The 12,573-nt window shown below is 72.4% G+C and carries 10 protein-coding genes; 4 read left to right on the forward strand and 6 right to left on the reverse strand.

The window, feature by feature from the left end; translation table 11 throughout:
- The first annotated feature begins 379 nt into the window (after window positions 1-379).
- Window positions 380-3,238 carry an AfsR/SARP family transcriptional regulator gene (locus ACZ7OU_RS44345; RefSeq protein ID WP_470259880.1) on the forward strand — a complete coding sequence of 953 codons (2,859 nt, stop codon included), beginning with the start codon at window positions 380-382 and terminating at the stop codon, window positions 3,236-3,238.
- 88 nt (window positions 3,239-3,326) lie between these two features.
- On the opposite strand, the gene ACZ7OU_RS44350 is transcribed toward ACZ7OU_RS44345, so the two are convergent.
- From ACZ7OU_RS44350 to cofC, 3 genes are read right to left on the reverse strand one after another with little or no spacing between them, the layout of a single operon-like run.
- Complete coding sequence (locus ACZ7OU_RS44350; protein ID WP_470259881.1) at window positions 3,327-4,280, reverse strand: NUDIX hydrolase; 954 nt, start codon at window positions 4,278-4,280, stop codon at window positions 3,327-3,329.
- Window positions 4,277-6,652: an RNA degradosome polyphosphate kinase gene (locus ACZ7OU_RS44355; protein WP_470259882.1), complete on the reverse strand. Its 2,376-nt coding sequence runs from the start codon at window positions 6,650-6,652 to the stop codon at window positions 4,277-4,279. Before ACZ7OU_RS44355 ends, ACZ7OU_RS44350 begins: the two co-directional genes overlap by 4 nt.
- Window positions 6,653-6,694: 42 nt before the next feature.
- Window positions 6,695-7,306, reverse strand: coding sequence for a 2-phospho-L-lactate guanylyltransferase (cofC, locus tag ACZ7OU_RS44360; protein WP_470259883.1), 612 nt, complete (start codon window positions 7,304-7,306; stop codon window positions 6,695-6,697).
- A gap of 646 nt (window positions 7,307-7,952) precedes the next feature.
- Between cofC and ACZ7OU_RS44365 the strand changes: the two genes are divergently transcribed.
- The 3 genes from ACZ7OU_RS44365 to ACZ7OU_RS44375 all read left to right on the forward strand — a co-directional run bounded on the left by ACZ7OU_RS44365 (window position 7,953) and on the right by ACZ7OU_RS44375 (window position 10,353).
- The gene (locus ACZ7OU_RS44365; protein WP_470245146.1) at window positions 7,953-8,657 is read left to right on the forward strand and encodes a lysophospholipid acyltransferase family protein; all 705 of its coding nucleotides are present in this window, start codon (window positions 7,953-7,955) and stop codon (window positions 8,655-8,657) included.
- Window positions 8,657-9,673 carry an NAD(P)H-dependent glycerol-3-phosphate dehydrogenase gene (locus ACZ7OU_RS44370; protein ID WP_470245145.1) on the forward strand — a complete coding sequence of 339 codons (1,017 nt, stop codon included), beginning with the start codon at window positions 8,657-8,659 and terminating at the stop codon, window positions 9,671-9,673. Before ACZ7OU_RS44365 ends, ACZ7OU_RS44370 begins: the two co-directional genes overlap by 1 nt.
- Window positions 9,674-9,873: 200 nt before the next feature.
- The gene (locus tag ACZ7OU_RS44375; protein WP_470259884.1) at window positions 9,874-10,353 is read left to right on the forward strand and encodes a cysteine dioxygenase; all 480 of its coding nucleotides are present in this window, start codon (window positions 9,874-9,876) and stop codon (window positions 10,351-10,353) included.
- 5 nt (window positions 10,354-10,358) lie between these two features.
- Here the strand turns inward: ACZ7OU_RS44375 and ACZ7OU_RS44380 are convergent, their stop codons facing one another.
- Genes ACZ7OU_RS44380 through ACZ7OU_RS44390 form a run of 3 tightly spaced genes read right to left on the reverse strand, consistent with a single transcriptional unit; the run spans window position 10,359 to window position 12,557 of the window.
- Window positions 10,359-11,342 (reverse strand): asparaginase, encoded by a 984-nt coding sequence (locus tag ACZ7OU_RS44380; protein WP_470259885.1) that lies wholly within the window; start codon window positions 11,340-11,342, stop codon window positions 10,359-10,361.
- 13 nt (window positions 11,343-11,355) lie between these two features.
- Window positions 11,356-12,180: a class I SAM-dependent methyltransferase gene (locus ACZ7OU_RS44385; protein ID WP_470259886.1), complete on the reverse strand. Its 825-nt coding sequence runs from the start codon at window positions 12,178-12,180 to the stop codon at window positions 11,356-11,358.
- A complete protein-coding gene (locus ACZ7OU_RS44390; RefSeq protein WP_470259887.1) occupies window positions 12,177-12,557 on the reverse strand; it encodes a VOC family protein in 381 nt (126 codons plus the stop codon). Before ACZ7OU_RS44390 ends, ACZ7OU_RS44385 begins: the two co-directional genes overlap by 4 nt.
- Between the last annotated feature and the right edge of the window lie 16 nt (window positions 12,558-12,573).

Here is a 12,573-nt window from a genome sequence, read left to right on the forward strand (position 1 = left end):
GAAGCGGTCCGGCGGACGAGCGGGAGCCGCGGTACTCAGGAGCCGGGCCAGGCCAGCAAGTCGGCTCGCGCGGCGGACGCCAGCTCACGTGCGGCGGAAGTCGGCTCACGTACCCGGATGGTCGGCTCGCGTACCCGAGGAGTCGGCTCGCGTACGGCGAAGTTGGTTCGTGTGCCCCGAAGGTCGGCTCGCGTACCTGCGGAGTGGGCCTGAGCGCCCGGAAGCGCGCGAGCCGACCGTCCAAGTACGTGAACCGACTGTGCGGGCCCCAGCCCCGTTACCCACTGCCAAGATCCGTCGTCCGAACGGGACCCGTGCACCACCCGCTCGGACCACTCTGCCACCCCGGGACCGGTTCCGCCCAATTTCGCAAAGTTGCTTGAGCGCCCGGCCGAGTGATGCCACGCTGCCCTCCTCGGGGTCCGCGTCCGGCGGTGCCCGGCGGCGTGCGCGAAACCTGGGGGCGACCACCATCGACATCCGGCTGCTCGGCCCGTTCCAGGTGCTCGTCGGCGGCTCGCCGGTCGTGCTGACCAGTTCCCGGCAGCGTGCGCTGCTCGCGACGCTGGCCTTGTCCGCGGGTCGCCTGGTGTCGATCGACGCGCTCGCGCGCGGCGTCTGGGGCGAGGAGCCGCCCGCGCACATCCGCGGCAGCCTGCAGACCTACGTCATGCGCCTGCGCCGGCTGTGCGGCGAAGAAACCGTCGTCACCGAACCGGACGGGTACCGGCTGGTCGTCGACCCGTCCCGGGTGGACGCCCTGCGCTTCCTCCGCACCCTCGACCAGGCCGCCGCCGCGTCGGAACCCACCCGCCGCCGCGCCCTGCTCACCGCCGCGCTCGCCGCCTGGGGTGGCGCGCCGCTCGAAGGCGTCGGGTCGCCCGCGCTGGCCGCGGAATGGGGGCCGCTGCTGACCGAGCGGTACCTCTTCGCCGTCGAACAACGCATCGACCTCGACGCCGGGCTCGTCCCCGATGCCCGGCTCGTCGCCGAGCTCACCGACCTCGTCGCCCAGCACCCGCTGCGGGAATCGTTGTGGGAACGGCTGGTGCGCGTCCTCGCCCGGTCCGGCCGCCGCGCCGAGGCGCTGGCCCGCTACGCCGGGCTTCGCTCGTTGCTGGCCGACGAGCTCGGCGTCGAGCCGGGGGAGGACCTGCGCCGCCTGCACGCCGAACTGCTCACCGCCGACACCGGACCCGCCGGTCACACCGTGCCGCGGCAGCTGCCCTTCGACGTCGCCGGGTTCACCGGCCGCGGCCCCGAGCTCGCCGAACTCGACCGGCTCCCGCCCGGCGGCGCGTCCGGCATCGTCGTCATCGAAGGGACCGCGGGCATCGGGAAGACGTCGCTGGCCGTGCACTGGTCGCACCGCGTCCGCGACCGCTTCCCCGGTGGCCAGCTGTTCCTCGACCTGCGCGGCCACTCCGTGGGCACGCCCGTCACGCCGGACGCCGCACTGGCCGGCTTCCTCCGCGCCCTCGGCGAGCCACCCGAAACGCTGCCTTCCACAGTGGAGGAACGCTCGGCGCTCCTGCGCAGCCGGCTGGCCGGCAGCCGCACGCTCATGCTGCTCGACAACGCGCGCGACGCCGACCAGGTCCGTCCGCTCCTGCCCGGCCCCGGCAATCTCGTCGTCGTGACCAGCCGCAACCAGCTGCGCGGGGTCGTCGCGCGCGACGGCGCCCGCCGGATCGCCTTGCGCTCCTTCGACGACCAGGACGCCACGGCGCTGCTCGCCGGGAGCGTCGGGCCGCAGCGCCTCGCCGCCGAACCCGACGCCGTCGCCGAACTCGTCCAGCTCTGCGGACGGCTCCCGCTCGCGCTCGCGCTGGCCGGGGAACGCGCGTCGCGGTTTTCCGGCGTCTCGCTCGCGGGGATCGTCGAAGAGCTGCGCGACCAGCGCCTGCGGCTCGACACCCTGCGCGACCCGCAGGACGCCGGCACCGACCTGCGAGCCGCGTTCTCGTGGTCGTACAAGGCGTTGCGCCCGGCCGCCGCGCGGTTCTTCCGGCTGCTGGGCCTGCACCCCGGCCACGGCTTCAGCCTGTCCTCGGCCGCCGCGCTGGCCGGGGCGGACCTGCGCGAGGCCCGCGAGCTCGCTGACCAGCTCGCCGCCACGCACCTGCTCAACCAGCCCAGCACCGACCGCTACCAGTTCCACGACCTGCTGCGCGTCTACGCCGCCGAGCTCGTCGAAACCGAGACGACGGCGGCCGAGCGCGCGGCCGCGCGGCGCCGGCTTCTCGACTGGTACCTCGCGAGTGTCGCCGAAGCGACCAAGCTCGTCCGCCCCGACCTGCTCACCGACGACATCACGCTCGGCCCCGCGCCGGTGCCCGCCGTCCGGTTCACCCAGCACGAGCAGACGATCGCCTGGTACACGACCGAACGCGTGGCCCTGACCGCGCTGGTCGGCGTCGCGGCGGAGAACGGCTTCACCGCCCACGCCTGGAAGCTCGCGTGGCTGCTGCGCGGGTTCTTCGCCGAACGCCACGACCGCGACGACTGGATCACGACCGCCCGATCGGCCGTCGCCGCCACGCGCGACGCGGGCGACAACACTGGCCTGCAGTACAGCGCCAACAACCTCGGCTCGGCCTACCTGCGCACCCTCCAGCCCGACAAGGCGCTCGAAGCTTTGGAGGAGGCACGCGCGGCGTCCGAGGCGGGCGACGGCACCGCATTGGCGGTGGCGATCCTCTCGAATCTCTCCGGCGCGTACTACGTCCGCGCGGAGTATGCGGAGGCCGAGCGCTACGCCCTGCAGGCGGTTCGTCTCGCGCGCGACCACGGCCAGCGGACGTTCGTGCCGCACGCGCTCCTCAACGTCAGCGCCAGCCGCATCGGCCTGCGCAACTACGACAACGCCGCCGAAGCGGCACAGTCCGCACACCAGGCGTTCGCCGACCTGGGCGACCGCTACCACGCGGCGCTGGCGCTGGGGAACGTCGCCGAAGCGCTCGAAGGAGCCGGGCGGCAGGACGAAGCGGAGAAGGCGGGCCTGGAAGCGCTCGCCGAGCTGAAGGAGCTGAACGCCGACTACGGCACGATCGACGTCCGCATCACGCTGGGCCGCCTGAAGCTCCGCACCGGCCGTGGTGCGGAGGCGCGGGCGCATTGGGCCGAGGCGCTGACCGTCTGCCAGCGCCTCGGCGACCCCCGCATCCCGGAGATCCGAGCCCTGCTGGCGACGGTGCCGACAGACGGGTCCCCGTCCCGGGATGCGCCGTACCCCTAGCCCGGCGCAGCCCAGCGGGACCCGGATCCAGTACACCAAGATCGACTGTCACGCCGCTGTCTCGCGATGGCAGCGCGATCCAGCCGGCTCAGGAGCGGGTCGGGGAGGGGGTCGGCAGGGCGCTCGGGTGGTAGTCGGCCGCCAGGAGGACTGGGCCCTCCTCGGCCGTCGGTGCGCGGAACGACAGCACCCAGAACGAGCCCTTCTTGCTCGGGACCACGCCGCCGCGGGCGGCTGGGAGTTCTACGCCGTCGCGGTCGGCCAGTGCGCTGATCAGGTCCGGGATCACGCCGCCCTGGCTGCACACCACCGGGGTTCCGCCGTCGCCCGCGACCGCCAGCAGCCGCGCTACGCCCAGTACCGGGTCCGGCCAATAGCCCTCTTCCGACAGCAGCGGCTCGTGGCGCACCTCGATGCCCGTGTCGTCGGCGATCCCGTGGACCGTCTGCACGCACCTCAGCCGCGGCGCCGACAGCACCCGGTCCGGTCCGTACAGCGCCAGCACCCGCCGCAACGCCGACGCCTGCCGCAACCCCGCCTCCGACAACGGCCGGAGGTCGTCGTCGCCGTTCCACTCGTCGCGCTTGCCCGCCTTCGCGTGGCGCACCAGCACCAGCGTCGTCAGGCCCACCGGTACCTCGCAGAAAGCGCGCAGCACCCGCACGTCCTCCGGCCGCGTCAGCAGCTTCTCCGCCGCCGTCGGGTCGAGCCAGCGCAGCTCGTCGACCTCGTCGTTCACGGTGAATCCGCCGGACACCGCTTCGGCGCTGAAGTAGTCGACCGTCTTGGGGACCGTGCCGGAGCCGTTGCGCGCGGGCACCGGGTACGCCGTCCGGGCCAGGTACCGGCCCAGGACCGCGTCGAACCCGGTCTCTTCCTTCACTTCCCGGACAGCTGCCTCGGCGGTCGTCTCGCCCGGGTCGAGCTTTCCCTTGGGCAACGACCAGTCGTCGTACCGCGGGCGGTGCACCAGGGCGACCTCGGTCGCCTTGCCGGCGCCGCGCCACAGCACCGCGCCGGCCGCCCGTACCTCCTGGGTCATCCGGCGGCCCCGTGCAGCTTCGCCAGCTCCAGCTGGTGGTCGCGCACCCGTGAGCCGTCGGCCGGGAACGGCGACCACTCGCCGCTCGCGGTCAGCACCCAGCAGCGCGTCGCCGGGTCGAGCGCCGAGTCGAAGATGTTGTCGAGCTGCGCGGTGAGCTTGGGGTCCTTGACGCGCACCAGCGCCTCGATCCGCCGGTCCAGGTTGCGGTGCATCATGTCCGCGCTGCCGATCCAGTGCGTGCCGCCGGCGCGGAAGTTGAAGATCCGCGAGTGCTCCAGGAACCGGCCCAGGATCGACCGGACGTGGATGTTCTCGGAAAGCCCTTCGACGCCGGGCTTCAGCGTGCAGATCCCGCGCACCACGATCTCGACCGGCACCCCGGCCTGCGACGCGTGGTAGAGCGCGTCGATGATCTGCTCGTCGACCAGCGAGTTGCACTTGATCCGGATGCCGGCGTGCTGCCCGGCCCGCGCCAGCTCGATCTCCTCGCCGATCGCGCGCACGATGCCCCGGCGGATGCCGTGCGGCGACGTGAGGATCGTCCGGTAGGTGTCCTGCCGCGAGTAGCCGGTCAGCACGTTGAACAGGTCGGTGACGTCGGCGCCGATGCTCGGGTCGGCGGTGAACAGGCCGATGTCCTCGTAGAGCCGCGCGGTCTTCGGGTTGTAGTTGCCGGTGCCGATGTGGCAGTAGCGGCGGATGGTCGAGCCCTCCTGGCGCACGATCATCGACACCTTGCAGTGCGTCTTCAGCCCGACCAGGCCGTACACGACGTGGACGCCGGCGCGCTCCAGCGTGCGCGCCCAGGTGATGTTCGCCTGCTCGTCGAAGCGCGCCTTGATCTCGACCAGCGCGACGACCTGCTTGCCCGCCTCCGCCGCGTCGATCAGCGCGTCGACGATCGGGGAGTCGCCCGACGTCCGGTACAGCGTCTGCTTGATCGCGAGGACCTTCGAGTCGGCCGCCGCCTGCTCGATGAAGCGCTGGACGCTCGTCGAGAACGAGTCGTACGGGTGGTGCACCAGGACGTCGCCCTCGCGCAGCGTCGCGAAGACGCTCTTCGGCGTCTCGCGCTCGCCGAACGCCGGGTGCGTCGCCGGCACGAACGGCCGGTCCTTCAGCTCCTTGCGGTCCACACTGGACAGCTGGTGCAGGCAGGTCAGGTCGAGCAGGCCGGGGACCTCGACGACGTCCGCCGGGTCGACGTCCAGCTCGCGCAGCAGCAGCTCGAGCATGTGCTCGCTCATGTCCTGCGCGACCTCGAGGCGCACCGGCGGGCCGAACCGGCGCTGCGCCAGCTCGCGCTCGAGGGCCTGCAGGAGGTCTTCGTCGCGGTCTTCGTCGACCTCGAAGTCGGCGTTGCGGGTGACGCGGAAGACGTGGTGCTCGGTGACGTCCATGCCGGTGAACAGCTCGCCGAGGTGCGCCGCGATGAGCTCTTCGAGGGGCAGGAACGTCGCCGTCCGGCTGGTCCGCTCGGTCTCGACGCGCATCAGGCGCGCCACGTTGCTCGGCACCTTCACCCGGGCGAAGCGCTCGGTGCCGCCCTCCGGGTCGCGGACCGTGACCGCGAGGTTGAGCGAAAGGCCCGAAATGTACGGGAACGGGTGCGCCGGGTCGACGGCCAGCGGCGTCAGCACCGGGAAGATCTGCTCGGAGAAGTAGCTGGACAGCCGGAGCTGGTCGGCGCCGGAGAGGTCGGCCCAGCCGACGATGTGGATGTCGTGCTCGGCCAGCTGCGGGCGCAGGTGCTTCTCGAACGCGCCGGTCTGCCGCTCGACCAGGTCCTGGTTGCGCTTGGCGATGTAGTCGAGCTGCTCGCGCGGGGTGAGCCCGTCCGCGCTGCGCACGAGGAGGCCGGTCTCGTCGCGGCGCTTCAGGCCGGCGACGCGGACCATGTAGAACTCGTCCAGATTGGACGCGAAGATGGCGAGGAACTTCGTCCGTTCGAGCAGCGGCTGCGACTCGTCCTCGGCCAGCGCGAGCACGCGGGCGTTGAAGTCCTGCCACGAGAGCTCGCGGTTGAAGTACCGGTCGTCCGGGAGCGTCTCGGTGGCGGTCGGGGCCGTGGTGACCGCGGGCGGCGCCGACGGGCCGGCGCGGAACTCCTCGCCGGGGCGCTCGCTGGCGCGGCGCCGGGGCGTGGCCGCGGCGGCGGTGCTCTTGCGGGTTCTCGGCTTCCCGGCGTTGGCACGGGCGGCGGTGTCACGCGCGGTCGACTTCGACGGGACCTTCTTGGCGACGGCCGGTTTGGCCGCGTTCGCCCGGGCGGTGGTGGTCTTCTTCGCCGCCTCCGAAGATCCGTCCGCCGGGTTCCGTCGCCTCCGCGGTGCGGGTGTTCCGCCGTCGTCTGTGCTCACGGCCCCCATTCTTCACTAAGCCCGGCCGAATTGCGCAGGGCGCGGTGAAGGTCAGATGAACAGCTCCGCGGTGTGTTTCCCGACACCCAGCGCCCGCACGTGGGCGAGGTCTTCCGGGGTGTCGACGTCGCTGCGCAGGCTCGGGAGCGGGTTTTTCAGCGGAACGGCCCCGGAGTCGGCGTGTTTTCGCGCCGAGCCCAGGCCGAAGTGCGGGTCGAGGGGGGCGCCGGGGGCCGACAGCAGCAGGGTGGTGCCGGTGCCCTGGCGATCGGCGACGAAGGCGCGTTTTCCCGCCGCTTCGGCGAGGGCGTCGGCGAGGTCGCCCGCGCGCAGGGCGGGGAGGTCGGCTTGGAGGGCGCCGACGATCGCTTGCGGGTCGTCCTTCCGGAGGAGCTCCGCGCCGTAGCGGAAGGCGGCGTTGAGGGTCTTTTCGGCGGGTTCGGCGACGATCTCGACCCCGAGCTCGGCGAGCTCGGCGACGGCCCCGGGATCGGCGGCGACGAGCAGGACACGCCGCACGTGCGCCCCCGACGTCACGGCGGCGAGGGTGTCGGCGGCGAGGGCGAGCACGAGGCCGGGGTGCCGCTCGGCCTCGACGGCGCCACGCAGCCGCGACTTGCCGTCGCGGGGGTGTTTCATCGGCACGACCAGGTCCACGTCCACCCATCCATCTTTACCCGAAACGCCGGGTGGGTGTCGGCCGGAGGGGCAGGTTGTCCACAGGCGACGGGTGTTGTGGACAAGTCGGGGGTGGGAGCGCTTTCGGGAGGGGTCTTGTCGGTGGGCGGCGGTACGTTCGAGACGGGGTGGCCCCCAGGGAGGGTGGGCTTGCGTTGTGGGGCCGGGGCGGGGCTCCGGCGGTCAGCGGCGGACCTTGGTGGGCGCGGACCTGCGTGGGCGCAGACCTGGGTGCGCTTGGACCTGGGTCGGCGGGCGGCGGGCGTGGGGCGGGCCCGTCTGGTGGGCGTCGTGAGGCGAGCCCGTGTCGGGGCCGTGGCGCTCAGCAGGGACATCGGCGCGGATCTGCGGCGCCGGCGCGGCTCGGTCGAGACCCGGTCGAGGCGCGGCGGCCTGCTCGGCGAGGTCGACGCGCGTCCCCACACCGGCGGTATGCCGCCGCCACGAACCGCCCCGGCCCCCGCAGACCGACGTCGTGAACGATCTGTTCACCTCACGAACGACTCCTTCACACCATCCCGACCACCCGCCGGATCACCGCTTCGACCTCGGCGAAGGCACCCTCCCTGGACTGGCCTCACCCCGGCGCGGCAGGATCTGGGGCGGACGTGACGCGTGGAGGAGGAAGATCGTGGCCCGGCGTGAGAAGGGCGGCTTCTGGGTGGGGTTGGCCGCCGCTGTGTTCTACCCGGTTACCGGCATTGCGCGGCGGGTCTACGTCGGGGATGAGAAGGTTCCGCGGCAGGGGCCCGCGCTGCTCGTGCTGAACCACATCTCGCACCTCGATCCCGTCGTCGACGCCGTGTTCGTGCACCGGGCGAAGCGGGTGCCGCGGTTTCTCGGCAAGGAGAGCCTGACCCGGACCCCGATCTTCGGGAAGGTCTTCGTCGGCTCCGGGCAGATCCCCGTCTCGCGCGGGTCGGCCGCCGCCGGGGACAGTCTCAAGGCCGCGCACCAGGCCCTGCAAGAGGGCAAGATCGTCGTGATCTACCCCGAAGGCACCATCACCAAGGACCCGGCCGGCTGGCCGAAGGAGTCCTTCACCGGCGCCGCGCGGCTCGCGATCCAGAACGACGTCCCCGTGATCCCCATCGCGCGCTGGGGCACCAACCAGATCTTCAACGGCTACACCAAGAAGTTCACGCCGTTCCCGCGCAAGACCATCACCCACAGCGTGGGCGACCCGCTCGACCTCTCCGCCTACCGCGGCGGCAACACGCGCAGCGCGTCGAAGCTGCGGGAGGTCACCAAGGTCATGATGGACGAGGTCACCCGCCTGCTCGGCGAGATCCGCCACGAAGAACCGCCGTCGGCGAAGCCGGGGGATCCCGTCTGATGCGCGCCGACGTCCAGCGGGTCACCGTGCTCGGGGCCGGTTCCTGGGGCACCGCCTTCGCGAAGGTGCTCGGTGACGCCGGCCGCGACGTCACGATGTGGGCGCGCCGCGAGCAGGTCGCCGAAGACATCCGCGAGCGGCACGTCAACAGCGGCTACCTGCCCGGCGTCGGCCTGCCGGAGAACATCACCGCCACCAGCGATCCCGAAAAGGCACTGGCGCAAGCCCAGGCCGTCGTCCTGGGCGTCCCCAGCCAGAGCCTGCGGGAGAACCTCACGTCGTGGCGCCCGCTGCTGCCGCCCGACGCGATCCTCGTCAGCCTCGCCAAGGGCGTCGAGCTCGGCACGCTCAAGCGGATGAGCGAGGTCATCGGCGAGATCGTCGGAATCGACGCCGGCGACGTCGTCGTCGTCACCGGGCCCAACCTCTCCAAGGAGATCGCCGCCGGGCAGCCGGCCGCGGCGGTGCTCGCCTGCGCCGACCACGAACGCGCCGTCGCGATCCAGCGGGCCTGTGCCAACTCCTACTTCCGGCCGTACACCAACACCGACGTCGTCGGCTGCGAGCTCGGCGGCGCCTGCAAGAACGTCATCGCGCTCAGCACCGGGATGGCCGCGGGCCTCGGCCTCGGCACCAACACGATGGCCACGCTCATCACCCGCGGCCTGGCCGAGATGGCCCGTCTCGGCGCGAAGCTGGGCGCCGACCCGCTGACGTTCGCCGGGCTCGCCGGCGTCGGCGACCTGGTCGCGACCTGCTCGTCGCCGCTTTCGCGCAACCGGACGTTCGGCGAACGCCTCGGCCGCGGCGAGACCCTCGAACAGGCGCAGGCGGCGGGCGGCGGGCAGGTCGCCGAGGGCGTCATGTCGTGCTCGTCGATCCGGGCGCTGGCCATGAGCGTCGGTGTCGACATGCCGATCACCGACGCGATGCACCGCGTCTGTCACGAAGGCGTCGACCCGCGGCAGGCCGGCGCGGAGCTGCTGGGCCGCTCGCAGAAGCACGAGTGGTCCTGAGGACGGCGACGTTCTTCCCGGTTGCTGAGACGTCTTGACCGGGTCCGGGCGGCCTGCGACTCTGGTCGCATGTTCGCGCACGACATGACCGAGCCGCGGGGTACTTCGTACCTCAGCGCTGTCATGTGCGCGTGTCGCTGTTGTCGGTGAACCCCGCCCCGGCCCAGTTCGACACCCCTTTCTCTTCCGTGAGGACCCTCATGTTCGCCGTTCCCGACAACACCCTGCTGCGTCCCGAGAACCCCGCGCTGCGCCACCCGGTGCGCGTCGCGCTGGAGGTCGCCGCCGACCGTGACCGCTGGAAGCACCTGCTGCGCTACGACCCCGACGAGCGCTTCGCGACGCTCGTCCACAAGGACGCGCAGCAGGAGGTCTGGCTGATGAGCTGGCTGCCCGGCCAGCGCACCGACCTGCACGACCACGCGTTCGCCAGCGGTGCGTTCACGCTGGTCAGCGGCCACCTGACGGAGGCGGTGGCCCGCCGGGCGCCGGGCGGCCGCGCGGTCACCGAGCTGCACGCGCTCTCGGCGGGGCAGTCGCGGGTGTTCGGCCCGGGGTACGTGCACGAGGTGCGCAACGACGGCCCGGACCCGGCGATCTCGATCCACGTCTACCGCGACGCCGAGCGCGAGATGCGCTCGTACCACCTCGACCCGCTGGGCGGCCCGGTCCTGGACTGAACCACTCAGTCCAGGTCGCCGCGGGCCCGGAACTCGCGCTCGATCGTTTCGCGGTCCGCGCCACCGGCCAGCAGCGTGTGCAGCAGGATCCGGGACTTGCGGGCGTCCAGCCAGCCGGCCATCGTCGCGCCCAGCTTGATCAGGCTCGACTCCGAACCGTGGAAGCCGTACGTCGACCGCAGCGTCGGGCCCGCCCCGGTCCGCGAAGCGACGACCACCGGCAACGACGGCACCAGCCGCGCCACCGCGTCGGCCGTGCCGGACGACACGTGACCCGCACCCGTCGCCGCCAGCACGATCCCGCGGACTCCCGGCTGCGAAGCCGCGTACGAGAGCACCGCGCCCGAGTCGTCCAGACCGGATTCCACCACCGGCACCAGCCCGGCGAAGTCCCGGCCGGCCAGGGTAGGCAGCCGCGGCGGCGACGGGTGGAACCAGTGCACGGCCCGCTCGACGACCATGCCGAGCGGACCCGCCGGCGCCGACGAAAACGCCTCCAGGTGGCTCGAATGCGCCTTCCGCACCCAGCGCGCCGCGTGGACGTCGTCGTTCAGCGTCACCAGCACGCCCCGCCCGCGGCTGCGCGGATCGGCCGCCACGGTCAGCGCGTTCCGCAGGTTCGCCGGGCCGTCCGGGCTGAGCAGGCCCGCGTTGCGCATCGCCCCGGTGACCACCACCGGGACCTCCGACGGCCAGCACAGCTCCAGGAAGAAAGCGGTCTCTTCCAGGGTGTCCGTGCCCTGCACGACGACGAACCCATCGGCGTCCTGAGCCAGCCCCCAGTCGCGGCACCGCAGCAACGTCGCGAAGTCCATCGACGCGCTGCCGATCCCGGCGAGGGTCTCGGCGAGGACGTCCATCGGCAGGTCGCCGAGGCCCCCGAGCAGTTCCGCGGCGCCGAAGCGGGGGACGGCGCCGCCCTCGCCGGAGACGGGGGCCATCGAGATGGTGCCGCCGAGCGTGGCGACCGCGATCAAGGGACGTGCCATGCCGTCACCCTATTCAGCCGCCCTTGACCGCCTGGAGCGTGTAGCTCGCCGCGACGCGGGACGGTGTGTCCGTCATCCGCCACTCGTCCACGGCCTCGTCGCGCGTCATCTGCCCGGGGATCGCGTTCCACGGGACGCTGTCGTGCTCGGTGAACGCGGTCAGCGCCAGGCCGTTGTCCAGCAGCGCCGTGATGATCTCGCCCAGCGAGTGGTTCCACGAGTGGCTGATGCTGTTCTCCAGCTTCCGTTCCACCTTGACGTACGTCTCGGGCTCGTCGAACACCAGCGGTTCGGCGTGCTCGAAGTACGGGTACCGCGGCCACGCCGGGTCCGCCGTCTCGTCGAGCGCCCACAGCATCGGGTGGCCCTCGCGGATGAACAGCCGCCCGCCCGGCCGAAGCAGGCCGGCGACGACCGCCGCCCAGCGTGCGACCGAAGGCAGCCAGCACAGCGCGCCGATCCCGGTGTAGACCAGGTCGAACCGCCCGGCGCCGAGCACGTCGACGGCGTCGTAGACGTTGGCCTCGTGGAAGTCGACCGAAGCGCCCGTGGCCGTCGCGAGCCGTCGCGCCGCCGCGATGGCCTCGCCGGAGAAGTCCAGGCCCGTCATCGAAGCGCCCAGGCGGGACAGCGAAATCGTGTCCGTCCCGATGTGGCACTGCAGGTGGACCGCCCGCAGCCCGGCGACGTCGCCCAGGCGCGGCCGGTCGAACCGCACGACCCCGCTCAGGTACGCCGGGTCCGCCGCGAGGGCCGCGAAGCTGTAGTCCGGCGACGCCGCGTGCAGCACCGCGCGTTCGTCCCAGTTGGCCTTGTTGACGGCGAACGAGTCCGTCACGGCGTCGTGGCCCGCTCGGCGGCGCTGCGCAGGACGCAGAACTCGTTGCCCTCGGGGTCGGCGAGCACCGCCCAGCCCCGGCCGTCCGGCTTGCGGAGGTCGTTCACCAGTGTCGCGCCCAAGCCCAGGATCCGCTCGACCTCTTCGTCGCGCGGGACGTCCGGCTGCAGGCACACGTGCAGGCGGTTCTTCACGGTCTTCGGTTCCGGGACGCGCAGGAACAGCAGGTCGATGCCGCCTTCGAGACCGATGCCGCACTCGTCGTCCCCGGGCTGGTCCTCGTCGGGGATCGGCTTGCCGGTGACCTCGCTCCAGAACTGGCACAGCTTGTAGGGGTCGGCGCAGTCGACGGACACGTGCAGGACGGACGAAGGCATGGCACTCCTCGGCAGG

It is taken from the genome of Amycolatopsis sp. NPDC114505, from assembly GCF_055633615.1.

Bases quoted from the DNA above. Each gene is read 5' to 3' on its own strand.
- ACZ7OU_RS44380 (WP_470259885.1), bottom strand. From the start codon at position 11,342: ATGGCACGTCCCTTGATCGCGGTCGCCACGCTCGGCGGCACCATCTCG.
- ACZ7OU_RS44350 (WP_470259881.1), bottom strand. From the start codon at position 4,280: ATGACCCAGGAGGTACGGGCGGCCGGCGCGGTGCTGTGGCGCGGCGCC.
- ACZ7OU_RS44370 (WP_470245145.1), top strand. From the start codon at position 8,657: ATGCGCGCCGACGTCCAGCGGGTCACCGTGCTCGGGGCCGGTTCCTGG.
- ACZ7OU_RS44375 (WP_470259884.1), top strand. From the start codon at position 9,874: ATGTTCGCCGTTCCCGACAACACCCTGCTGCGTCCCGAGAACCCCGCG.
- ACZ7OU_RS44355 (WP_470259882.1), bottom strand. From the start codon at position 6,652: ATGGGGGCCGTGAGCACAGACGACGGCGGAACACCCGCACCGCGGAGG.
- ACZ7OU_RS44390 (WP_470259887.1), bottom strand. From the start codon at position 12,557: ATGCCTTCGTCCGTCCTGCACGTGTCCGTCGACTGCGCCGACCCCTAC.